Genomic DNA, 23,486 nt, shown 5'->3' with positions numbered 1-23,486 from the left:
TGCTTATTCCTGCTGACAAAGCTCGCTAACCGAGCGAATACCGTTAGGGCTTTCGGTTTGGTTGGCTGACTGTTGCGTAATGCTGGCGCGGCACTGCTGGCCCGTGCCGTTGCCCCATTTCACGGTAATCTGCGCGGTCTCTCCAATGCCTGCCAGATAGACGGTTCCGGTTTCATCGGCAATGCCGCTCATTACCGGGTCGCTACTGGTCGCGATGGCGCCGAACGGAACGGGGAGGCCGTTTGGACGCCTGAGGGTGACCAGCATCCGGTAGCCTGTGTGGGCGTCAAATCTGGCTAACACCGCCGCGTTGCGCGAGGGAATGACGGTGATGGCGGTATCGCTGCTGTCCACATTTTCCGGCAGGCTCGAGGTATCAATACGAATATTGTTTTCCTGGTACGGAGTGAGCGATGGGATGACTGCGTTACCCTGCCAGTCGGTCTGAATACCCCGCTGGTTCAGGAAACGGACGCCGGAAGCGTCGTTGGCGTTCACGATAGCAAACTGGCTGCCTAAAGGTTGAGCCAGCGTGACGCCCTGAGGATGGGCGACAATACCGCCGCTAATGCCGTAATTAAGCTGCTGAGAGTCATTAGTGGAGGCGTAATAGCCTGCGGTCAGGTTGGCATACTGCGAGCGGTAGCTGCCATAGACGCTGCTGGTATCGCCCCCGTCGTGGTTGGAATGGCTCTGCTGCAGCGAGTAGCTCAGACGCTCGTCGTCCAGCAGCGTGCCGCTGAGGCCGACGTTTTGTCGCGTATAGCCATTTTTAGTGTTGCTGATGTTATAGCTACTCCAGGCGTGTGGCAGCCATCTGGCGAGAGGAATGCTAAACCCCAAAGAGACCATCCTGTCAGACTCTTCGTCGTTGGTTTTGCTGTACGTATAGGCCACGTGATAACTCGTACCGGCAACAACGGTATTGAATCCAACAGACAGGCTTCGCTCCTTTTTAGAGGTATCCCAATAATCCTGCTGATAACCGTTAAGATACAGGCTTACCCCAGCAAGGGTTTGGCTGACGCTGGCCTGGATGCGGTTGCGTTTATTGTAACGAAACAGCCAATCGTCTTCGTGGCCGTCACGTTTTTGGTTGGCGTCGGCAAAGGTGTAATATCCGCGGCTGGAGTATCGGTAGCTGCCGAGGCTGAAGTTGGTATCGGTCGAATCCAGTTTACCGGTATAAAGCAAACGCCATGACTGGCCGGTATGCTGGCTGTTATCGTCCAGCCGGGTGTCGGCCACGGTAACGTCAGCCGACAGTGAGCCCAGCGGCCCGAGCGCCAGACCGGCACCGGTATTGGCTGCGTTATAGTCTTTCGAGAGCGTCAGTCCGCCAAACCCGGTGAGAAGGTTATTTAGACCGTAAATCATGCTTGCCTGGAGGAAGTCGGGTTCCTTTTGGTCGCTCCCGCTATCAGCACGATAATGGCCTGCCGTAATTTCGTACTTCATACGCCCGGGCCGCAGCATAACCGCGATACTGGAGTAGGGCTGGGTAAAGTGATGCTCGGTGCCGTCAGCCTCTTTCACCGTAACGTCCAGATCGCCGCTGTTGGTCGTGGAGTAGAGATCGTTGATTACGAACGCGCCCGGCGCGACATTTTGCTGATAGATGAGATAGCCGTTCTGGCGCACCGAGACTTCAGCATTTGAACCTGCGATGCCGCGTATGACAGGGGCATAGCCGCGTTGGCTATAGGGAAGCATTTCTTCATCTGATGCAAGGTTGACGCCCCGGTACTGTAAGCTATCAAATACTTCGCCCCGCGTGCTGCTTTCCCCGACCGTGAACTGCGACTTGAGGGCGTCAACGTCATGCTGCAGGAAGGTATTGATGTTTTCCCACTGGTTTTCACTCTCTGAATTGCTCCACGTAGAATAGTTGCGCACTTGCCAGCCACCCAGGTTAGCGCCGGTGCGCAAATTCAGATACTGACTGGTGGCGCTGTTGTCGCCGCTGTCCTTATTGTTTGATCCTGAAAAAGCGTAGTCACTGAACAACACGGGAACCCCATCGTCCCAGCGCGAGGGATCGATATAATCGTGACCGGTACCACTTAACGCGGCCTGAGGAATACTCAACGCTAACGTCATGGTTGAAAAATCAAGCCGCGCGGAGGCCTGGGGGATATAGTTGCTGATATCGTTGGGCAAAACCTTATTGGCGGGTAATGCAAGCAAGGCGGGATACCGGTCGATAGCAATCCCCCATGCCCGCAGCATATCCGGTGTGAGCTGTGGTATCAGTGACCCTTCCGGCGAGCTGACGTAAGCGATATTGGTGGTGCTCAGGCGGCGTTCGTTCACCTGTACTCGTGAAGAATAGGTGCCGGGTAGCTGAGCATTCGACTTTGAAAAGAGTGAAAGATCGATATCCTGCTGTGCCAGCATGTCCCCTTCAAGCGATGAGGGAGAGAAGCGATACTCACGGGCCAGCGTCGAGAAGCTCGCCATGAGCAAGACACCGCCAAGGCAGCGAAGAAGCGGATTCGGTCTAAAGAGCCGCCCGTATGACAAATAATTACGTCCTGTCATCATCGCGGTCTTTTAATCCTGCGCAAGGGTGGAAGTGTATTTATCTGAAGCATTGCCGTAATCGGTAATGCAACGCCAGGTGACGTTCGTCCCCTGAGCATTCTCTGGGAGAGGAATGTCAACGCGGGATTTAGGGGCAGCCATGTCGGCTTTTTCCACTTTATGGGAGCCCAGCGCAAGTGAATCAAAGACGCTGTAGAATGCCCCCGCGTTGATGACAGTGAGCTGCTGACCATGACGAGCGAAGCGCAGGTTTTTGCAGGATTCAGAGGGGCTACCACTCAGTCCGACAGGGCGCCAGAACAGTTTCAGACGCGTTTTATAGATTAACCGCAGGACGTTTTTGTCACCCCCATCCGTAGCCGTGGCAGGAACGGTTCGCACGTTCATATAGAACAATGACTCTTTATCTCCTGCTAAGGTTGTCCCGTTCCAGGTAATGCGCAGGCTTTGCTCTTTTTGCGGATCGAGTCGAAAGAGAGGTGGTGTCACGATAAACGGTCCGTGCGTTTTCCCATCACCCGTATCCGTCCATGACTGTATTAACCAGGGAAGCTCTTTATCATTATTTTGTAAGGGCAGGGCAACTTCCTTTTTCGCGGCATCGTAGATTATGCGTGTGCGACCTATCTGAACACCTGCTGCGTGACAAAAGGTGCTCGCAATAACAGGAATACATAATAAGACCAGGGGTGATATGCGCATGGTGAAACCTTCAATAAAGGACGTTGAGGGGGAATGATAATAGTCCGAATCCGGATTCGGACTATTATCAGAGCATGACTCCTTAAACGTCATGACGCCTAATATATATATTCTGAATATCAGTGCTGTGTTTATTAACGGTAAAGAATATTTACCGTCATATCAGCATCTGCCGGACCGGCGGTAACCGCAGCTGCAAATGATTTATAGCGAGCATTAAAATCAGCTTTAATCGTATCTGAGGTTTTTGTCGCCAGCTCGATATAGACCTGCCCTTCAGCGCCGTCCATAGTGATGAATTGATCGTCTTTACCCGACGGGCTGACGGCAACGCCGATACCGGTGGCCGCAGTTTCACCCGTGGTGGTAATTTTACTGACGTCCAGCATCGTTTTGCTCCCGGTCAGGGTTGTTGGGCCGTTAAAGGTCAGCTGTACAGCCGGAAGCCCATCGCTTTTCAACGGGCAGTTCGCCAGCGTAATGGAGAACGGCGTAAGTGAGGTTTCTGTCCCAACGGCAGTAAACAATGATATAGGATAGGTTCCCAGTGGGATAGTACTGTCCGCACCATTGTCGCCCTGAATCGTACAGCTTGATTCGATTATTTCACCCGTAAAGTGAATAGTACCGGCATTCAATTCTGCAGCGAAACCATTTAACGAGAGTGTCGCAAGGGCTAAGCCCGCAATAATATTCTTTTTTAAATCCATCTTAAATGTTCCTTTAAGTAGAAAATATATCTGGCATACATTCTGCTTTCTTGCGAAAAGTAAATTATGTCGCGCGGAATTATAACATTTAAACTTCTTCTGGTAAGTGGGTTTTAGGATTAGTGCTATGTTGATTAATCCATTTCTGGATTTCCTGCGGTAATGGGTGAATATAATACAATTGCTCTGAATTATCGAATTTACATATTTGCATCATCCCTGCAATATTAAGCGGTTAAAATTGACGTCTATGTTAATTTTCTTCTGGAATGTTTTTTGAGTAAACGTTCTTTTAAACTGCGATTAATTCATTTCGTAATTTGAAGCGCATCACAAAAACTGAATAATATTTTCCCGGTCATTATTTGTTCTCTCTTCGCTCACCCAACGTGCGGAGGGTGGCCTTAAACTGGATAAAAAGACCCGGTTATAGGGGTTTATCAGCCCATTGATGAAAGGCGGTGCTGGCATGATACCCGTGACGTAATGGGCTGAGCATGCATTGTGGCAGAAGAGAACGACGACAAAACGGAAGCCCCCACACCCCACCGACTAGAAAAGGCGCGTGAGGAAGGGCAGATCCCCCGATCCCGAGAATTAACCTCCCTGCTGATCCTTATCGTAGGGGTGTGCATTATCTGGTGGGGCGGGGAGTCGCTCGCCCGCAAGCTGGCGGGAATGTTGTCCACCGGCTTACGTTTTGACCACAGCATGGTCAACGATCCGAATCTGATCCTCAGCCAGATTATTCAGCTTATCAAAGGGGCCATGGTCGCGCTGTTGCCCCTGATTACCGGGGTCGTGCTGGTCGCGCTGGTCTCGCCGGTGATGCTCGGCGGTCTGGTTTTTAGTGCCAAATCGCTGCAGCCAAAATTTTCCAAACTGAACCCGCTGCCGGGTATTGCGAAAATGTTCTCTGCGCAGACCGGGGCCGAGCTGCTCAAAGCCGTTCTCAAATCGGTGCTGATGGGCAGTTCCGCAGGGTTTTACCTCTGGTACCACTGGCCGGAAATGATGCGTCTTATCAGCGAATCGCCTCTCACCGCGATGAGCAACGCGCTGAATCTGGTCGGGCTCTGCGCGCTGCTGGTGGTGCTTAGCATTATTCCGATGGTGGGTTTTGACGTGATTTTCCAGCTTTATACCCACTTCAAAAAGCTGCGCATGTCACGTCAGGATATCCGTGATGAATATAAGCAGATGGAAGGTGACCCGCACGTAAAAGGGCGTATCCGCCAGATGCAGCGTGCCGCCGCCCGTCGCCGGATGATGGACGATGTGCCGAAGGCCGACGTCATTGTTACCAACCCGACGCACTATTCCGTTGCGCTGCGCTATGACGAAAACAAAATGAGCGCGCCGAAAGTGGTGGCGAAAGGGGCGGGGCTGATCGCACTGCGAATCAGAGAAATTGGGACTGAAAACCGCGTGCCGATCCTGGAAGCGCCTCCGCTGGCGCGTGCCCTGTATCGCCATGCGGATATTGGACAACAGATCCCGGGACAACTCTACGCCGCCGTGGCGGAAGTGCTGGCCTGGGTATGGCAGTTGAAGCGCTGGCGTCTGGCCGGCGGTCAGCGGCCTGTGAAACCTGAGAACCTTCCGGTGCCTGCCGCGCTGGATTTTATGAACGAGAAGGACACTGATGGCTAATCTGGTGGCAATGTTGCGCCTGCCCGGCAACCTGAAATCGACCCAATGGCAGATCCTTGCCGGGCCGATTCTGATCCTGCTAATTCTGTCGATGATGGTACTGCCGCTCCCGGCGTTCATCCTCGATCTGCTTTTCACTTTCAATATCGCGCTGTCCATCATGGTGCTGCTGGTGGCGATGTTCACCCAGCGTACCCTGGAGTTCGCCGCATTCCCGACCATTCTGCTGTTTACTACCTTGCTCCGACTGGCGCTGAACGTAGCGTCCACGCGTATCATCCTGATGGAAGGTCACACCGGGGCGGCAGCGGCGGGTAAAGTGGTGGAGGCGTTCGGCCACTTCCTGGTGGGCGGCAATTTCGCTATCGGTATCGTGGTGTTCGTTATCCTCGTTATCATCAACTTTATGGTTATCACCAAAGGTGCTGGGCGTATCGCGGAAGTGGGCGCGCGCTTTGTGCTGGACGGCATGCCGGGCAAGCAGATGGCGATCGACGCCGACCTGAACGCCGGTCTTATCGCTGAAGATGAAGCCAAAAAGCGCCGTGCGGAAGTGACGCAGGAGGCGGACTTCTACGGCTCCATGGACGGTGCGAGCAAGTTTGTCCGCGGTGACGCCATCGCGGGCATTCTGATCATGGTGATTAACGTAGTCGGCGGCCTGCTGGTGGGCGTGTTGCAGCACGGGATGGACATGGGCCACGCGGCGGAAAGCTATACGCTGCTGACCATCGGTGACGGTCTGGTCGCACAGATCCCGGCGCTGGTTATCTCTACTGCGGCGGGTGTCATCGTGACCCGCGTGAGCACCGATCAGGACGTTGGCGAGCAGATGGTGGGCCAGCTGTTCAGTAACCCGCGCGTGATGCTGCTGGCCGCGGCGGTTCTCGGGTTGCTCGGTCTGGTGCCGGGTATGCCAAACCTCGTTTTCCTGCTGTTTACGGCAGGTCTGCTGGGGCTTGCCTGGTGGATGCGTGGCCGTGAAACCAAACCGGCAGCGGAACCTGTTCAGGTCAAAATGCCGGAGAATACCCAGGCCGTCGAAGCGACCTGGAACGACGTTCAGCTCGAAGATTCCCTGGGTATGGAAGTCGGGTACCGCCTGATCCCGATGGTCGATTTCCAGCAGGATGGCGAGCTGCTTGGGCGTATCCGCAGTATCCGTAAAAAATTCGCGCAGGATATGGGCTTCCTGCCGCCGGTCGTTCACATCCGCGACAATATGGACCTGCCGCCCGCGCGCTATCGCATTCTGATGAAAGGCGTTGAAATTGGCAGCGGCGATGCCTATCCGGGCCGCTGGCTGGCGATTAACCCAGGCACCGCCGCAGGCACGCTTCCGGGCGAGCAAACTATCGACCCGGCCTTTGGCCTGGCCGCGATCTGGATTGAAAGTGCCCTGAAAGAGCAGGCGCAGATCCAGGGCTATACGGTTGTTGAAGCCAGTACCGTGGTGGCGACCCATCTTAATCACCTGATTGGGCAATTCTCGGCCGAGCTGTTTGGTCGTCAGGAAGCGCAGCAGCTGCTGGACCGCGTCACGCAGGAGATGCCGAAGCTGACGGAAGATCTGGTTCCTGGCGTGGTGACCTTAACCACGCTGCACAAGGTGCTGCAAAATCTGCTCGAAGAGAAGGTGCCGATTCGCGATATGCGCACCATTCTGGAAACGCTGGCAGAGCATGCGCCAATCCAGAGCGATCCGCACGAGCTGACGGCGGTGGTGCGCGTGGCGCTGGGTCGCGCGATCACCCAGCAGTGGTTCCCGGGAACCGGAGAAGTGCAGGTCATTGGCCTCGATACGCCGCTTGAGCGTCTGCTGCTGCAGGCCCTGCAGGGCGGGGGCGGCCTGGAGCCGGGGCTGGCGGACCGTCTGCTGGCGCAAACGCAGGAGGCGCTGGCGCGTCAGGAGATGCTGGGCGCGCCGCCGGTGCTGCTGGTGAACCATGCGCTGCGTCCGCTGCTGTCCCGCTTCCTGCGTCGTAGCCTGAATCAGCTGGTCGTGCTGTCGAATCTGGAGCTGTCGGATAACCGTCATATCCGCATGACCGCGACGATTGGAGGAAAATAATGCGTAAATGGCTTTGGATGTTGCTCTTCCCGCTGGCGGCGCAGGCTGCCGGGGGAGGCACCTGGCAGGCGAGCAGCATGGGGGTGACCCTCAGCAACCGGGGCGTCGCCATGTCTTCTAACCCGCTGTCGCCTTCTGAAGGCGTTTCCGGTCAGATGGGGCTTGTGGTCTGGAATTACCGGCTGATTGGCCCAACGCCTGCGGGGCTGCGGGTGCGCCTCTGTTCTCAGACGCGCTGCACGGAAATCGACGGCGAGAATGGCACAACGCAGGCATTCAACGGCGTACCGGCCATTGAACCTTTGCGTTTCATCTGGGAAGTGCCGGGCGGGGGGCGCTTAATCCCTGCGCTGAAGGTGCAGAGTAATTCCGTCATCGTGAACTACCGCTGACGCTTGAATTAGCAGAACTGCAAAAAACAAAACCCGGCAATTGCCGGGTTTTTTGTCGTTTACATGCGTTCTACGGTTTCGATACCCAGGGTATCCAGACCCAGCTTCAGGGTCTTCGCCGTGAGCTGCGCCAGCTTCAGGCGGCTGTTGCGGACCGATTCATTCTCCGCAGAGAGAATAGGGCAGTGCTCGTAGAAGCCGGAGAACAGACCCGCCAGATCGTAGAGGTAAGCACACATCACGTGCGGCGTGCCGTCACGCGCGACAACCGTCAGCGTCTCTTCGAACTGCAGCAGACGCGCTGCCAGCTGCGCTTCACGATCTTCCGTGATGGTCACGGTGGCATTCGCCAGCACGCTTTCGTCGATATTGGCTTTACGGAAGACCGACAACACGCGGGTGTAGGCGTATTGCATGTAAGGCGCCGTGTTGCCTTCAAACGCCAGCATGTTATCCCAGTCGAAGATATAGTCAGTGGTACGGTTCTTGGAAAGATCCGCGTATTTCACCGCACCGATACCCACGGCATTGGCCAGTTTTTCCAGCTCATCGGCAGGCATGTCCGGGTTCTTCTCTGCCACCAGACGGCGGGCGCGTTCCAGCGCTTCGTCCAGCAGATCGGACAGCTTCACGGTACCGCCCGCACGGGTTTTGAACGGCTTGCCGTCTTTACCCAGCATCATGCCGAACATGTGGTGTTCCAGCGGAACGCAATCCGGCACGTAACCGGCTTTACGCACGATGGTCCACGCCTGCATCAGGTGCTGGTGCTGACGGGAGTCGATGTAGTACAGCACGCGGTCAGCATGCAGCGTTTCGTAACGGTATTTCGCGCAGGCAATATCGGTGGTTGTGTAGAGGTAGCCGCCATCCTTTTTCTGGATGATCACGCCCATCGGTTCACCTTCCTTGTTTTTATACTCATCAAGGAACACAACCGTTGCGCCTTCGCTCTCAACCGCCAGGTTTTTCGCTTTCAGGTCAGCCACAATGCCGGGCAGCATTGGGTTATAGAGGCTTTCACCCATCACGTCGTCACGGGTGAGGGTGACGTTCAGACGGTTATAGGTCAGCTGGTTCTGGGACATGGTGATGTCAACCAGCTTGCGCCACATCTCAAGGAAATACCGATCGCCGCCCTGCAGCTTAACCACGTAGCTGCGCGCGCGCTCGGCAAAGGCTTCGTCTTCGTCGTAGTGTTTTTTGGCTTCGCGATAGAACCCTTCCAGGTCCGCCAGCGCCATTTCACCCGCGTTTTCCTGCTGCTGTTTTTCCAGGTAAGCAATCAGCATGCCGAACTGGGTACCCCAGTCGCCCACGTGGTTCGCGCGGATCACCTTGTGACCGAGGAACTCGAGCGTGCGCACCGCGGCATCACCGATGATGGTGGAGCGCAGGTGGCCAACGTGCATCTCTTTCGCCACGTTCGGAGCGGAGTAGTCGATCACGACGGTCTGCGCCTCCGGCTGGGAAACACCCAGACGGTCAGATTTCAGCGCCGCGTCAACGTGGCTTGCCAGGAACGCAGGTTCCAGGAAAATATTGATAAAGCCCGGGCCGGCAATTTCGGTTTTGCTGGCAATGCCGGAAAGATCCAGATGCGTCAGTACCTGCTCAGCGAGCTGTCGCGGCGGCATGCCCAGTTTTTTAGCCACTGCCATCACGCCATTAGCCTGATAGTCGCCAAACTGTACTTTTGCTGACTGACGAACCTGCGGTTCGCAATCCGCAGGCGCGCCTGCGGCAATCAGTGCCTGACTGACTTTTTCGGAGAGAAGAGCCTGAATATTCACCTGGATACCTTACGTTTTTGATGCGGGCTTACAACCGCCCGCGCCAGTTAAAGAATTTAGGGCGGGAGTATACTGCAAATGCCTTCTGGCGTCAGCATTGCGGGGCCTGAAGATTGCTCAGAATCCAGGCGATGAAGGTATGCATAATCATGCAGTCGCAAAAAGCCGGATTCTGCATTTGGTCAAAACAGGGCAACAGAGTAAATTAGCGGCTTTGCGACATGAAAAGAGAGTGACTTATGGCGAACTGGCAATCCATTGACGAACTGCATGATATTTCCGCAGATTTACCGCGCTTCACCCAGGCGTTCACAGAACTTGCCACCCGTCTTGGTCTGGATATCGCGCCGCTTGAGGCCGATCACATCTCTTTGCGCTGTCACCAGAATGCCACCGCCGAGCGCTGGCGTCGCGGGTTCGAACGGTGCGGCGAGTTGCTCTCCGAGAACATCATTAATGGTCGCCCGATTTGCCTGTTTAAATTGCATGAGCCTGTGAACGTGGCGCACTGGCAATTCACCGTGGTTGAACTGCCGTGGCCGGGTGAGAAACGCTATCCGCACGAAGGCTGGGAACATATCGAGATTGTCCTGCCGGGTGAGCCGGAAACGTTGAACGCGCGCGCGCTGGCCCTGTTAGCGGACGAAGGCTTAAGCCAGCCGGGAATTTTTGTGAAGACGAGTTCACCCAAAGGCGAGCGCGAGCGGTTACCTAACCCGACGCTGGCCGTCACTGACGGAAAGGTCACGGTGAAGTTTCATCCGTGGACCATTGAGCAGATTGTTGCCAGTGAAGCGTAAGAGATGTGAGTTCACGCCGGGACTGAAAATGGACGGCGTGGCATGATGGTTCGTTTAGTGGGATTTCAGGAGGATTAAATGGCGCTGCTGGAGATTTGTTGTTACAGCGTGGAGTGTGCCGTGACCGCGCAAAAGCACGGGGCTGACCGCATTGAACTGTGCGCGGCACCCAAAGAGGGCGGTCTGACGCCGTCCTACGGCGTATTGAAGTCTGCCCGTCAGGCCGTCACCATTCCCGTTCACCCGATTATTCGTCCGCGCGGCGGTGATTTTTGTTACACGGCGAGCGAGTTCAGTGCCATGCTTGATGATATTGCACTCGTTCGGGACCTGGGGTTTCCAGGGCTGGTGACCGGCCTGCTGGATGAAGACGGCAATATCGATATACCGCGCATGCGTCAGATAATGAGCGCCGCACAGGGGCTGGCCGTTACTTTTCATCGCGCATTTGATATGTGCAAAGATCCGCTTCAGGCCTTTGAAACGCTTGGAGAACTTGGCGTGGCGCGCATTCTGACATCGGGTCAGCAGGCGTCAGCTGAAAAAGGACTGCAATTAATTACGGAACTAAAAGCACATTCCGGTGTTCCAATAATAATGGCGGGTGCGGGAGTCCGTGCCAGCAATCTGGAACGGTTTTTAAACGCCGGGGTAGAAGAGCTTCACAGCTCCGCGGGTAAATGGATACCTTCACCCATGCGTTATCGCAATACAGGATTGTCAATGTCGACGGATGCTGAAGCGGATGAGTATTCACGCTACGGCGTAGAGGGAGAGTCGGTTGCGGAAATGAAGTCGCTGATTGAGCGCCATCACGTGTAGCAACGTACCGATTTTTACCGCGCATCATGTCGCCCAATATGATGCTTGCTTGTACCAGGCCCCTGCCAATTACACAGGGGCCTTTTTTTCTCCTTCATATTTCAAGCCGCAGCCGCGTTGGCCGCCTCGCTCACCCCGGTCACTTACTGATGTAAGCTCCCGGGGATTCGCTGCGTTGCCGCCTTGCTGCAACTTGAACTATTTTGGAGAAAACGTGCGACGCGTAGGCCGGGTAAGGCGCAGCCGCCACCCGGCTAAAAGACTACGGCTTGGTCGCAATCAACACCGCACGCATCGGGGCCGGATAGCCTTCGATGGTTTTGCTGTGGTCGGTCGGGTCGAGGAACTGCTCCAGCGATTCGGTGATCATCCAGTCGGTGCGGCGCTGCTCTTCGATAGAGGTCACGCTGACATCGGCAATTCGCACATCCACAAACCCGCACTTCTCAAGCCAGTTCTTCAGCGCCAGCGCGGAAGGAATAAAGTAAACGTTGCGCATCTGCGCGTAACGATCGCCCGGCACCAGAACGGCATGTTCATCACCTTCAATCACCAGCGTTTCCAGCACCAGCTCGCCGCCGCTGACCAGCTGATCCTTCAATTGCCACAGGTGTTCAAGCGGAGAACGACGGTGATACAGCACGCCCATGGAGAACACGGTATCAAACGCTTTCAGGGTAGGGAGTTGTTCGATGCCCAGCGGCAGCAGGTGCGCGCGCTGGTCGTTACCCAGCAGCTTGCGCACCGCTTCAAACTGGCACAGGAACAGCTGCATCGGGTCAATACCGACAGCCAGATGCGCGCCCGCGCCAATCATGCGCCACATGTGGTAACCGCTGCCGCAGCCCACGTCCAGAATGGTACGTCCGGTCAGGTCGGAAAGGTGGGGCAGAACGCGATCCCATTTCCAGTCCGAGCGCCATTCGGTATTAATGTTCACGCCGTAAAGTGAAAACGGCCCTTTGCGCCACGGCATCAGGTTCCGCATCAGCGTTTCGATGCGGTTGATCTGCCCGGCCGGAAGCGGCTCTTCGCTCTCTGCGGTAACGCTGTGGAGCAGGTCGAGGCGATGCGGGGTCAGTTCCGGCAAAAACTCCACCGCATTTGACCACTGCTTTAACAGGCCGTGCTGCTGGTCGCGCTGCCAGGCGGCAATCTGCGCGGGCAAGGTTTCCAGCCAGTGGGAGAGCTGGTTTTTGGCAATCAGCTGATAGAAGTTACTGAATTCGATCATGCGGATTCTCCCGCTTTCAGCGCCACCAGAGAGCCAAAGTTAAAGCACTGGAACCACAGTTCGCTGTGCTCAAACCCGGCTTTGCTCAGACGCGCTTTGTGGGTTTCTACGGAATCCGTCAGCATCACGTTTTCGAGCATGCTGCGCTTCTGGCTGATCTCCAGCTCGCTGTAGCCGTTCGCCCGTTTGAAATCGTGGTGCATATTGAACAGCAGTTCGCCAACCTCGGCATCTTCGAAGCTGAATTTCTCAGAGAGCACCAGCGCGCCGCCAGGATTCAGCCCCTGATAAATTTTGTCCAGCAGCAGCTGGCGGTCTTCCGGCACCAGGAACTGCAGCGTGAAATTCAGCACTACCATCGACGCGTTAGTGATCTCAATCTCGCGGATATCACCTTCCACCACGTCCACTGGCACAGGGGCCTTGTAGGCGTCAATATGGCGACGGCAGCGTTCAACCATGGCCGGGGAGTTATCGACGGCGATGATTCGGCAGCCTTCCTGGTGAATATTACGACGAACCGACAGCGTTGCCGCGCCGAGCGAGCATCCCAGGTCATAGACCTGCGTGCCGGGTTGAACGAAGCGCTCAGCCAGCATGCCGATCATAGAGATAATATTGGAATAACCGGGAACAGAGCGCTGGATCATATCCGGGAAGACTTCGGCTACCCGTTCATCGAAGGTCCAGTCGCCCAGGCTGGCGATAGGCGCGGAAAAAAGCGTGTCGCGATCTGACATAACGTAAAAATCCGGGAAAAATAAAGTGGCGTATTGTGCGCTAATGGAGGGAGAAAACCAACTCCCACGGCATATACCACAGGTTAGCCAGCACCATCAGCAAAAGCGAACACCAGGTCGCGCTCATGCCGGAACGACGCCAGCGGATTAAGCGGTGGTGAAAACCGTAATAGTGCATCAGTCGGCCAGCAATAAGAAGCAGGCCACAGATGTGCACCATCCAGGTTTCTGCGCCATTCATCTCCATAAACAGCAGCAGGATTAAGGCTGCGGGGATGTATTCGACCGCGTTGCCATGAATGCGGATAGCGCTTTGTAGCTCGGAAAATCCGCCGTCACCGTAGGAGACGCGGTAGAGCGTTCTCAGGCGCACAACATCAAATGAAAACTTAATCAGCAGTAATGCACCTAACACCGCATACAGCGCGCTGACCATACAAACTCCCTGTTTTTGGCAGATGGCACTTCACTATGATAGGGGGTGATATCAGAAAAGAGAAGATTGTTGTGGGATGGAAGGGGCGCTTCCCACGGACGGCACCGCAGCCTGCAAGGCCTGCCACAGAGCATCGACCAGTTCGGGGGCCTGGGCAATATCCGGCGTGTGCAAAAAGAGATACGGCGTGGTGGTATGTTCCCACGAGGCCAGTTTTTCCAGCCAGACGGCGAACAGCGCCTGGTTTTGCTGCATGTTATCGCTACCGATAAACCTGACCATTGGGTTCTGCGCGGTCACGATGGCGTGGACCGGCACTTTCGGTTTTTTACGCTGCGCCTCAACGATGGCTTCGCTATGGGGGATTGCGCTGTGCACCGGGCGGCTGTCGAGAATCACCCGGTTTACGGAACGCTCAAGCAGGCCGCGGTTGAGCGCTTTTTCCGCTTCGCCCTTTGCAAAAAACTCAGGATGCCTGACTTCAACGCCGTAGGTGAATTCACGGGGCAGGGCGTCCAGAAACGTCCACAGTGCGGGCAGGTCTCGCGGGCCAAAGACGGCAGGAAGCTGCAGCCAGTACTGGCCGATGCGGTTTGCCAGAGGCGCCATCCGGGCAAAGAACTCGTCGGTCAACTCACCGCAGTTTCTCAGCGCGGCCTGATGGGAAATCGTTGCCGGAAACTTGAAGCAGAAGCGGAAGTCGTCGGTCGTTTGTTCCCGCCAGCGCGCAACAATCTCGGCTTTGGGGAGCGCATACAGGGTGGTGTTGCCCTCGACGCAGTTGAAGTGTCGGGAATACTCCTCAAGGCTGGTGATGCCAAGGCGCACCCATTTCGGGTGCGACCACTGGGGCAGGCCCACGTACATCATAGCGCGCTGATAATCTCATCCGTGCTGCGCACGCGGCCGATGCGCGGGAAGATATGGGTCATGCTGCCCTGATGCTGTTCCGCGGAGGCCGCGCTGCAGGCATCTTCGGCAATCACCAGGTTAAAGCCCAGCTCCCACGCGTTGCGGGCGGTCGACTCCACGCCGATGTTGGTGGAAATGCCGCACAGGATGATGGTGTCGATGCCGCGACGGCGGAGCTGCAGCTCAAGATCGGTGCCGTAAAATGCGCCCCACTGGCGTTTGGTGACTTCGATGTCGCTGTCGCGTTTGCCAAGCGAGACCGGGTACGTCCACCAGTTTTCCGGCAGGGCATGCGCGGGAGCCTGCGCATCAACGGGCTGTTTTAACGCTTCGGCGTAATCCGCAGACCAGCCGACGCGCACCATGACAACCGGGGCACCGCTGGCTCGGCATTTTTCCGCCAGGCGGGCGGCGCGGCTGACTACATCGTTCGCGGTATGAGGGCCACCGGCGAAGGGCAGAATACCTTCCTGTAAATCAATGACTACAAGCGCTGTTTTTCTGGCATCAAGGGTTAACATCGTTACTCCCGTTAAATTAATCACTTCCAGACACCATACGACGTGATGGCCTGTTATTGGTCGCATAATTTTGTTAATTTTTGTGAGAATGCGCAATAAGAGTGCAGCAAACGACCGCCTGGCCGTGGTTCGCTCTTATCGTCCGGCGGAATTTCCAGTATAATAGCCGCCTTTTTTCATCCAGTTGTGACATACAGAAAGCTGCGACATAGTAGCCTGCATACCAGGCGACATTTAGCCTGCGGCTAATTAAGGGATATCTCATGCGTACAGAATATTGCGGGCAGCTGCGTCAGTCCCACGTCGGACAGCAGGTCACCCTGTGTGGTTGGGTCAATCGTCGTCGTGATCTTGGTAGCCTTATCTTCATCGATATGCGCGACCGCGAAGGTATCGTTCAGGTGTTCTTCGACCCGGATCGCACAGATGCGTTGAAGCTGGCCTCTGAGCTGCGTAATGAGTTCTGCATTCAGGTCACCGGCACCGTGCGTGCGCGTGACGAGAAAAACGTCAACGCCGACATGGCGACGGGCGCCATCGAAGTGCTGGCGTCCGATCTGGTGATTATCAACCGTGCAGAAGCGCTGCCGCTGGACTCCAACCACGTCAACACTGAAGAAGCGCGTCTGAAATACCGCTACCTGGATCTGCGTCGCCCGGAAATGGCTCAGCGCCTGAAAACCCGTGCGAAAATCACCAGCCTGGTGCGTCGCTTTATGGATGACCACGGTTTCCTCGACATCGAGACCCCGATGCTGACCAAAGCCACGCCGGAAGGCGCGCGCGATTACCTGGTCCCATCCCGCGTTCATAAAGGCAAATTCTACGCGCTGCCGCAGTCTCCACAGCTGTTCAAACAGCTGCTGATGATGTCCGGCTTCGATCGCTACTATCAGATCGTTAAATGCTTCCGCGACGAAGACCTGCGCGCTGACCGCCAGCCTGAATTTACCCAGATCGATGTGGAAACCTCCTTCATGACCGCCGAGCAGGTGCGTGAAGTGATGGAAGCCCTGGTGCGTAGCCTGTGGAACGACGTGAAAGGCGTTGAGCTGGGCGATTTCCCGATCATGACCTTCGCGGAAGCCGAGCGTCGCTACGGCTCCGACAAACCAGACCTGCGTAACCCGATGGAGCTGGTGGATGTTGCAGACCTGGTGAAAGGCGTTGAGTTTGCCGTCTTCGCTGGCCCGGCTAACGATCCGAAAGGCCGTGTGGCGGCCCTGCGCGTGCCGGGTGGTGCAGCATTGAGCCGCAAGCAGATCGACGACTATGGCAACTTCATCAAGATCTACGGCGCGAAAGGTCTGGCCTATATTAAGGTGACCGAGCGTGCGAAAGGTCTGGAAGGTATCACCAGCCCGGTAGCGAAATTCCTGAACGCGGACATCGTGGAAGCTATCCTTGAGCGCACCGGCGCGCAGGACGGCGACATGATCTTCTTCGGCGCAGACAATAAGAAAGTCGTGGCGGATGCGATGGGCGCGCTGCGTCTGAAGCTCGGCAAAGACCTGAGCCTGACCGACGAAAACAAATGGGCGCCGCTGTGGGTTATCGACTTCCCAATGTTTGAAGACGACGGTGAAGGCGGTCTGACCGCGATGCACCACCCGTTCACCTCGCCAAAAGACATGACGGCGGCAGAGCTGAAAGCGGCGCCGGAAGACGCGGTCGCGAACGCTTATGACATGGTTATCAACGGCTACGAAGTGGGCGGCGGTTCCGTGCGTATTCACAGCGGTGAAATGCAGCAAACCGTGTTCGGCATCCTGGGCATCAACGAGCAGGAGCAGCGCGAGAAGTTCGGCTTCCTGCTGGACGCGCTGAAATACGGTACGCCTCCGCACGCGGGTCTGGCCTTCGGTCTTGACCGTCTGACCATGCTGCTGACCGGCACCGATAACATCCGTGATGTTATTGCCTTCCCGAAAACCACTGCCGCCGCGTGTCTGATGACCGAAGCGCCAAGCTTTGCCAACCCGGCCTCTCTGGCCGAGCTGGGCATCGAAGTGGTGAAGAAGGAAGAGAAAAACTGATATGGCATATAAGCTTCCCGTTTCGGTCCTGGTGGTCATTTATGCAGAAGACACGAAGCGGGTGCTGATGTTGCAGCGGCGCGATGACCCTGATTTCTGGCAGTCGGTAACCGGCAGCCTGGAAGAGGGGGAAACCGCGCCGCAGGCCGCCGCGCGTGAAGTAAAGGAAGAGGTCGCCATTGACGTTGCCCGCGAGCAACTGACCCTGAAGGACTGCCAGCGCACGGTGGAGTTTGAAATTTTTAGCCATTTACGTCATCGCTACGCGCCGGGTACCGAGCGCAATACGGAGTCGTGGTTCTGTCTCGCGCTCCCCCATGAACGGGAGATCGTGTTTACCGAACACCTGACCTACCGCTGGGTGAATGCGGCGGATGCTGCCGCACTGACCAAGTCGTGGAGCAACCGGCAGGCGATTGAAGAATTTGTAATTAACGCTGCCTGAAAAGGCGCGCTCTTTGAGGATATTTTTATGGCAGGTCATAGTAAGTGGGCCAACACCAAACACCGCAAAGCGGCACAGGATGCCAAGCGCGGTAAGATCTTTACCAAAATCATTCGCGAGCTGGTGACGGCAGCGCGTCTGGGCGGCGGCGACCCGGCTTCTAACCCGCGTCTGCGAGCGGCGGTAGATAAAGCGCTGTCAAACAACATGACGCGTGACACCCTGAACCGTGCTATCGCACGTGGCGTGGGCGGTGACGAAGACGCGAACATGGAAACCATCATTTATGAAGGTTACGGTCCTGGCGGTACGGCGGTGATGGTTGAGTGCCTGTCCGACAACCGTAACCGTACCGTTGCGGAAGTGCGTCACGCGTTCACCAAAACCGGTGGCAACCTGGGCACTGACGGTTCCGTTGCTTACCTGTTCAGCAAAAAAGGCGTCATCTCCTTCGAGAAAGGCGACGAAGATGCGATCATGGAAGCGGCGCTGGAAGCCGGTGCGGAAGACGTGGTGACCTTTGATGACGGTGCTATCGACGTTTACACCGCCTGGGAAGAGATGGGTGCCGTACGCGACGCGCTGGAAGCAGCTGGCCTGAAAGCGGACAATGCTGAAGTCTCCATGATTCCGTCCACCAAAGCGGACATGGATGCGGAAACCGCACCAAAACTGCTGCGTCTGATCGACATGCTCGAAGACTGCGACGACGTGCAGGAAGTGTACCACAACGGTGAAATCTCTGATGAGGTTGCAGCGACTCTCTGATGAGAGCGTGTAGATCCGTTACAGGAGACGCGTGATGTCGATTATTCTCGGGATTGACCCAGGCTCACGCGTCACCGGGTATGGCGTTATCCGTCAGGTGGGACGCCAGTTAACCTACCTCGGCAGCGGCTGTATTCGCACCAAAGTGGACGATCTGCCTTCGCGCCTGAAGCTCATTTATGCGGGCGTGTCGGAGATCATCACCCAGTTTCAGCCGGACTATTTCGCCATCGAGCAGGTCTTTATGGCCAAAAACGCCGACTCGGCGCTAAAGCTCGGTCAGGCGCGTGGTGTCGCCATTGTCGCTGCGGTAAACCAGGATTTGCCGGTATTTGAATACGCGGCAAGGCAGGTTAAGCAGACGGTGGTGGGCATTGGCAGCGCGGAGAAAAGTCAGGTGCAGCACATGGTGCGTACCCTGCTGAAGCTCCCGGCGAACCCGCAGGCTGACGCCGCGGATGCGCTGGCGATTGCGATTACCCACTGTCACGTCAGCCAGAACGCGATGCAAATGAGCGAGTCGCGGCTCAATCTGGCGCGGGGCAGGTTACGATAATGACAAATCAGGCTGGATGTTTATCCAGCCTTTTTTTATTATGTCGGCAGTTAATTTCTTCCAGAACGCAGGAGCGTCACGTGATAGGCAGACTCAGAGGCATCATCATTGAAAAACAACCCCCGTTAGTGCTGCTGGAAGTGGGTGGCGTGGGCTATGAAGTCCATATGCCGATGACCTGCTTCTACGAGCTGCCGGACGCGGGCAAAGAGGCGATTGTCTTTACCCAGTTTGTGGTGCGTGAAGATGCTCAGCTGCTGTACGGCTTCAACAACAAACAGGAACGCACGCTGTTCCGCGAGCTGATTAAAACCAACGGCGTCGGCCCGAAGCTGGCGCTGGCGATCTTATCCGGCATGTCGGCGCCACAGTTTGTGAATGCCGTTGAGCGTGAAGATCCTGCGGCGCTCATTAAGCTTCCGGGCATTGGCAAGAAAACCGCCGAACGCCTGATTGTCGAGATGAAAGACCGCTTTAAAGGCCTGCATGGCGATCTGTTCACGCCGGCTGCCGATTTGGTACTGACCTCTCCAGGCGGCCCTGCGACGGATGATGACGCCGAGCAGGAAGCGGTTGCCGCGCTGGTGGCGCTGGGCTATAAACCTCAGGAGGCCAGCCGCATGGTGAGTAAAATCGCCAAACCGGATGCCAGCAGTGAAACCCTGATTCGTGAAGCGCTGCGCGCTGCATTGTGAGGTAAAGGATGATTGAAGCAGACCGCCTGGTATCGGCAGGCACAATTCAGGCAGATGACGTGGTGGATCGCGCGATCCGCCCAAAACTGCTTGATGAGTATATCGGCCAGCCGCAGGTTCGTTCCCAGATGGAGATTTTCATCCAGGCGGCAAAGCTGCGCGGCGATGCGCTCGATCACCTGCTGATTTTTGGCCCTCCGGGTTTGGGGAAAACCACGCTGGCGAATATCGTCGCCAATGAGATGGGCGTCAACCTGCGCACCACTTCCGGCCCGGTGCTGGAGAAGGCGGGCGATCTCGCTGCGATGCTGACCAACCTCGAACCGCATGACGTGCTGTTTATCGATGAGATCCACCGCCTGTCACCGGTGGTGGAGGAAGTGCTCTATCCGGCGATGGAAGATTACCAGCTGGATATCATGATCGGTGAAGGCCCGGCTGCGCGCTCTATCAAAATCGATCTGCCGCCGTTTACCCTGATTGGCGCCACAACCCGCGCCGGGTCGTTGACCTCTCCGCTGCGCGACCGTTTTGGCATCGTGCAGCGTCTTGAGTTTTATCAGGTGGCGGACCTCCAGCACATTGTTGGCCGTAGCGCCCGCTTTATGGGGCTGGAAATGAGCGAAGAGGGCGCGTTTGAAGTGGCGAAGCGTTCCCGCGGTACGCCGCGTATCGCCAACCGTCTGCTGCGCCGCGTGCGTGACTTTGCCGAAGTGAAGCACGATGGCTCGATTTCCGCCGAGATCGCCGCTCAGGCGCTGGATATGCTTAACGTCGATGCCGAAGGCTTTGACTATATGGACCGTAAACTACTGCTGGCGGTGCTGGATAAGTTCTTTGGCGGCCCGGTCGGGCTGGATAACCTGGCGGCGGCAATCGGGGAAGAGCGTGAAACCATTGAGGATGTGCTTGAACCGTATCTGATCCAGCAGGGCTTCCTGCAGCGCACCCCGCGTGGACGTATGGCGACGGTGCGGGCGTGGAATCATTTCGGCATTACGCCACCGGCAATGCCGTAATGCATTATTCCCTCTCCCTGTGGGAGAGGGCCTGGGTGAGGGCATCAGCGCCCTCAATATTAATTAATTTGCTGTCTTCTTCATCATACTGAAGATAAACAACACCGCTGCACTTAATACCACGGACGGCCCCGCAGGAGTGTCATAGAACGCCGAGAAGGTTAGTCCACCCGTTACCGCAATCATCCCGATAATCACGGCCACACCGGCCATCTGCTCCGGCGTACGGGCAAAACGACGCGCCGTAGCCGCAGGGATGATCAGCAGCGAGGTAATAATCAGCGCGCCGACGAACTTCATCGCCACGCCAATGGTTAACGCCGTTACCAGCATCAGCAGGAGCTTAACGCGCTGTAGCTTCACGCCGTCGACAAACGCCAGGTCCGGGCTGACGGTCATGGCCAGCAGGTTACGCCACTGCCAGAGCAGAATTGCGAGCACCACCAGCACGCCAATAGCAATAGCGATGAGATCGTCTGGCGTAACCGCCAGCAGGTCACCGAACAGATAAGCCATCAGATCCACGCGGATATTTGACATCAGGCTGACCACCACCAGGCCCAGCGACAGGGCACTGTGCGCCATGATGCCAAGCAGGGTATCAATCGCAAGATGAGGGCGTTTCTCCAGCCAGACCAGACCGGCCGCCAGCAGCAGCGTCACCACAATCACCGCGTAGAACGGATTGACGTTAAGCAGCAGGCCAAAAGCCACGCCCAGCAGAGACGCGTGCGCCAGGGTATCACCGAAGTAAGACATTCTGCGCCACACCACAAACGAGCCGAGTGGGCCCGCGGCGCAGGCAAGCATAATCCCGGCCAGCCAGCCGGGCAGTAACAGTTCAATCATGAGTGTCCATTTCCCCGACGCAGTACGATTCGTCCCTGTAAATCATGGCGATGATTATGATGATGGCGGTAAATGCCCAGCTGTTCAGCGCCGCGAGGGCCGAACATGGAGATAAACTCCGGGTGCATTGACACCACTTCAGGCGTACCGGAGCAGCAGATATGGTGGTTGAGACATAGCACTTCGTCAGTCTTTGCCATCACCAGATGCAGGTCATGGGATACCATCAGCACCGCGCAGTTCAGTTCCCGACGCAGCTGGTCGATCAAATCATAAAGCGCCACCTGACCATTCACATCCACGCCCTGAGTTGGCTCATCCAGTACCAGCAGCTGCGGGCTGCTCAGCAGCGCGCGGGCAAGTAAAACGCGCTGAGTTTCACCGCCGGACAGTTTTTGCAGCGGCGCATCGACAAGATGGCCCGCCTGCACGCGCTTCAGCGCCGGAAGAATATCGGCTTTACGGGTGCCGGGGCGCAGACGCAGGAAACGGCTGACCGTCAGCGGCAGCGTGGCGTCGAGATGAAGTTTTTGCGGCACATAGCCAATACGCAATTTTTCCTCGCGCTTAATCACGCCTTCATCGGGTGCGACCAGACCCAGTACCACGCGCACGAGGGTGGATTTACCTGCGCCATTGGGGCCGAGCAGCGTCAGAATTTTGCCGGGCTTCAGATCGAGCGACACGTCAGAGAGGACGCGGCGCTGCCCGAATGAGACCGAAATATTTTCAAGGGAAACCAATGTCGTCATGTCATTTTAAGCTTGAAGAAGTCAACGAATGTTATAATATCACATTCCACGCATTCACTACGATGATTAGTCGCATTATGTTACATAAAAATACGCTTCTTTTCGCAGCATTATCCGCTGCCCTTTGGGGTACAACCGCACAAGATGTTAACGCTGCGGTTGTCGCTTCGCTTAAACCACTCGGGTTCATCGCGTCAGCCATTGCTGACGGGGTAACGGAAACCCAGGTTTTGCTCCCGGATGGTGCATCCGAGCATGACTATTCCCTGCGCCCTTCTGATGTAAAACGCTTACAAAACGCGGACTTAGTCGTCTGGATTGGCCCGGAAATGGAAGCGTTCATGCAGAAGTCAGCAAAACAGGTTGCTGGCGAAAAGCAGGTCGCGATTGCCGACCTCCCCGGCGTGAAACCGCTGCTCATGAAAGGGTCGGATGACGACGGCGACGAACATGACCATCACGCTGTAGACGGTGAAAAAGGTGATGGAGATCACCATCACGGCGAGTACAACATGCATCTTTGGTTATCCCCAGAGATAGCGCGGCTTTCAGCGGTTGCAATCCATGACAAATTAGTGGAACTTATGCCGCAAAGTCGAGCCAAACTAGACGCCAACCTGAAGGATTTTGAGGCACAATTAGCCGCAACCGATAAGCAGGTAGGTAATGAGCTCGCACCGTTGAAAGGAAAAGGGTATTTCGTTTTTCATGACGCCTACGGCTATTACGAAAAACACTACGGTTTGTCCCCGCTGGGTCATTTTACCGTCAACCCGGAAATTCAACCTGGTGCGCAGCGTTTACATGAAATCAGAACACAGCTGGTTGAGCAAAAAGCGACATGCGTTTTTGCTGAGCCACAGTTCAGGCCAGCGGTCGTAGAAGCCGTGGCCAGGGGAACATCCGTGCGCATGGGAACCCTTGACCCGCTAGGTACGAATATCCAGTTGAGCAAAGCGAGCTATTCGCAGTTCCTCAGCCAACTGGCGAACCAGTATGCGAGCTGCCTGAAAGGAGATTAACGAGGAAGTGAATA

Annotated in this window: 23 protein-coding genes; 12 read left to right on the top strand and 11 right to left on the bottom strand. The window is 56.2% G+C overall.

The features are described from left to right. Nucleotides 1–3 precede the first annotated feature (3 nt). From V1587_RS16110 to V1587_RS16100, 3 genes are all read right to left on the bottom strand, one after another. Entirely contained in the window at nucleotides 4–2,460 is a 2,457-nt protein-coding gene (locus V1587_RS16110; protein ID WP_371898693.1) for a fimbria/pilus outer membrane usher protein, read from the bottom strand. 93 nt (nucleotides 2,461–2,553) lie between these two features. Beyond that, nucleotides 2,554–3,246: a molecular chaperone gene (locus tag V1587_RS16105; protein ID WP_371898692.1), complete on the bottom strand. Its 693-nt coding sequence runs from the start codon at nucleotides 3,244–3,246 to the stop codon at nucleotides 2,554–2,556. Nucleotides 3,247–3,380: 134 nt separating this feature from the next. Then, nucleotides 3,381–3,956: a fimbrial protein gene (locus V1587_RS16100; RefSeq protein ID WP_371898691.1), complete on the bottom strand. Its 576-nt coding sequence runs from the start codon at nucleotides 3,954–3,956 to the stop codon at nucleotides 3,381–3,383. Between the two features lie 504 nt (nucleotides 3,957–4,460). Between V1587_RS16100 and flhB the strand changes: the two genes are divergently transcribed. From flhB to V1587_RS16085, 3 genes are read left to right on the top strand one after another with little or no spacing between them, the layout of a single operon-like run. Then, nucleotides 4,461–5,609, top strand: coding sequence for a flagellar biosynthesis protein FlhB (gene flhB / locus V1587_RS16095; protein ID WP_033145863.1), 1,149 nt, complete (start codon nucleotides 4,461–4,463; stop codon nucleotides 5,607–5,609). Then, complete coding sequence (gene flhA, locus V1587_RS16090; RefSeq protein ID WP_371898690.1) at nucleotides 5,602–7,680, top strand: flagellar biosynthesis protein FlhA; 2,079 nt, start codon at nucleotides 5,602–5,604, stop codon at nucleotides 7,678–7,680. The genes flhB and flhA overlap by 8 nt, the downstream gene beginning before the upstream one ends. Then, complete coding sequence (locus tag V1587_RS16085; RefSeq protein WP_371898689.1) at nucleotides 7,680–8,072, top strand: flagellar protein FlhE; 393 nt, start codon at nucleotides 7,680–7,682, stop codon at nucleotides 8,070–8,072. The genes flhA and V1587_RS16085 overlap by 1 nt, the downstream gene beginning before the upstream one ends. 59 nt (nucleotides 8,073–8,131) lie before the next feature. On the opposite strand, the gene argS is transcribed toward V1587_RS16085, so the two are convergent. Then, on the bottom strand, nucleotides 8,132–9,865 hold the full coding sequence (gene argS / locus V1587_RS16080; protein ID WP_371898688.1) for an arginine--tRNA ligase: 1,734 nt from the start codon (nucleotides 9,863–9,865) through the stop codon (nucleotides 8,132–8,134). A 239-nt stretch (nucleotides 9,866–10,104) separates the two neighbouring features. Between argS and V1587_RS16075 the strand changes: the two genes are divergently transcribed. Next, on the top strand, nucleotides 10,105–10,665 hold the full coding sequence (locus V1587_RS16075) for a VOC family protein (protein WP_371898687.1): 561 nt from the start codon (nucleotides 10,105–10,107) through the stop codon (nucleotides 10,663–10,665). A gap of 78 nt (nucleotides 10,666–10,743) precedes the next feature. Next, entirely contained in the window at nucleotides 10,744–11,487 is a 744-nt protein-coding gene (gene cutC, locus V1587_RS16070) for a copper homeostasis protein CutC (protein ID WP_371898686.1), read from the top strand. Nucleotides 11,488–11,749: 262 nt separating this feature from the next. Here the strand turns inward: cutC and cmoB are convergent, their stop codons facing one another. From cmoB to V1587_RS16045, 5 genes are read right to left on the bottom strand one after another with little or no spacing between them, the layout of a single operon-like run. Continuing rightward, nucleotides 11,750–12,721 (bottom strand): tRNA 5-methoxyuridine(34)/uridine 5-oxyacetic acid(34) synthase CmoB, encoded by a 972-nt coding sequence (gene cmoB, locus V1587_RS16065; protein WP_371898685.1) that lies wholly within the window; start codon nucleotides 12,719–12,721, stop codon nucleotides 11,750–11,752. Next, nucleotides 12,718–13,461 (bottom strand): carboxy-S-adenosyl-L-methionine synthase CmoA, encoded by a 744-nt coding sequence (gene cmoA, locus V1587_RS16060; RefSeq protein WP_371898684.1) that lies wholly within the window; start codon nucleotides 13,459–13,461, stop codon nucleotides 12,718–12,720. Before cmoA ends, cmoB begins: the two co-directional genes overlap by 4 nt. 40 nt (nucleotides 13,462–13,501) lie before the next feature. Next, nucleotides 13,502–13,897 carry an MAPEG family protein gene (locus tag V1587_RS16055; RefSeq protein ID WP_021240443.1) on the bottom strand — a complete coding sequence of 132 codons (396 nt, stop codon included), beginning with the start codon at nucleotides 13,895–13,897 and terminating at the stop codon, nucleotides 13,502–13,504. A 51-nt stretch (nucleotides 13,898–13,948) separates the two neighbouring features. Next, nucleotides 13,949–14,767: a DUF72 domain-containing protein gene (locus V1587_RS16050; protein WP_371898683.1), complete on the bottom strand. Its 819-nt coding sequence runs from the start codon at nucleotides 14,765–14,767 to the stop codon at nucleotides 13,949–13,951. Beyond that, a complete protein-coding gene (locus V1587_RS16045) occupies nucleotides 14,764–15,330 on the bottom strand; it encodes a hydrolase (protein ID WP_371898682.1) in 567 nt (188 codons plus the stop codon). The genes V1587_RS16050 and V1587_RS16045 overlap by 4 nt, the downstream gene beginning before the upstream one ends. A 263-nt stretch (nucleotides 15,331–15,593) precedes the next feature. Here V1587_RS16045 and aspS point away from each other — a divergent pair, with 263 nt between their 5' ends. From aspS to ruvB, 6 genes are all read left to right on the top strand, one after another. Continuing rightward, complete coding sequence (gene aspS / locus V1587_RS16040; RefSeq protein ID WP_395314415.1) at nucleotides 15,594–17,366, top strand: aspartate--tRNA ligase; 1,773 nt, start codon at nucleotides 15,594–15,596, stop codon at nucleotides 17,364–17,366. A 1-nt stretch (nucleotide 17,367) separates the two neighbouring features. Further along, on the top strand, nucleotides 17,368–17,811 hold the full coding sequence (nudB, locus tag V1587_RS16035; protein WP_023336110.1) for a dihydroneopterin triphosphate diphosphatase: 444 nt from the start codon (nucleotides 17,368–17,370) through the stop codon (nucleotides 17,809–17,811). A gap of 27 nt (nucleotides 17,812–17,838) precedes the next feature. After that, the gene (locus V1587_RS16030; protein ID WP_008500447.1) at nucleotides 17,839–18,579 is read left to right on the top strand and encodes a YebC/PmpR family DNA-binding transcriptional regulator; all 741 of its coding nucleotides are present in this window, start codon (nucleotides 17,839–17,841) and stop codon (nucleotides 18,577–18,579) included. A gap of 34 nt (nucleotides 18,580–18,613) precedes the next feature. Beyond that, entirely contained in the window at nucleotides 18,614–19,135 is a 522-nt protein-coding gene (gene ruvC, locus V1587_RS16025) for a crossover junction endodeoxyribonuclease RuvC (RefSeq protein WP_003859749.1), read from the top strand. Between the two features lie 80 nt (nucleotides 19,136–19,215). Continuing rightward, nucleotides 19,216–19,830 (top strand): Holliday junction branch migration protein RuvA, encoded by a 615-nt coding sequence (ruvA, locus tag V1587_RS16020; RefSeq protein ID WP_023312236.1) that lies wholly within the window; start codon nucleotides 19,216–19,218, stop codon nucleotides 19,828–19,830. 8 nt (nucleotides 19,831–19,838) lie between these two features. Further along, complete coding sequence (gene ruvB / locus V1587_RS16015) at nucleotides 19,839–20,849, top strand: Holliday junction branch migration DNA helicase RuvB (protein WP_371898681.1); 1,011 nt, start codon at nucleotides 19,839–19,841, stop codon at nucleotides 20,847–20,849. Nucleotides 20,850–20,912: 63 nt separating this feature from the next. Here ruvB and znuB read toward each other — a convergent pair whose 3' ends face one another. Together znuB and znuC are read right to left on the bottom strand one after the other, a co-directional pair. Then, complete coding sequence (gene znuB, locus V1587_RS16010) at nucleotides 20,913–21,698, bottom strand: zinc ABC transporter permease subunit ZnuB (protein ID WP_371898680.1); 786 nt, start codon at nucleotides 21,696–21,698, stop codon at nucleotides 20,913–20,915. Further along, nucleotides 21,695–22,450 carry a zinc ABC transporter ATP-binding protein ZnuC gene (gene znuC / locus V1587_RS16005; RefSeq protein ID WP_023344425.1) on the bottom strand — a complete coding sequence of 252 codons (756 nt, stop codon included), beginning with the start codon at nucleotides 22,448–22,450 and terminating at the stop codon, nucleotides 21,695–21,697. Before znuC ends, znuB begins: the two co-directional genes overlap by 4 nt. A gap of 77 nt (nucleotides 22,451–22,527) precedes the next feature. Here znuC and znuA point away from each other — a divergent pair, with 77 nt between their 5' ends. Beyond that, nucleotides 22,528–23,472, top strand: coding sequence for a zinc ABC transporter substrate-binding protein ZnuA (gene znuA / locus V1587_RS16000; RefSeq protein WP_371898722.1), 945 nt, complete (start codon nucleotides 22,528–22,530; stop codon nucleotides 23,470–23,472). The last annotated feature ends 14 nt before the right edge of the window (nucleotides 23,473–23,486 follow it).

This window comes from Enterobacter sp. ECC-249, from assembly GCF_043965265.1.
GTDB classification, from domain to species: domain Bacteria; phylum Pseudomonadota; class Gammaproteobacteria; order Enterobacterales; family Enterobacteriaceae; genus Enterobacter; species Enterobacter quasiroggenkampii.
This window is presented reverse-complemented; position numbering and strand designations above follow the sequence as displayed.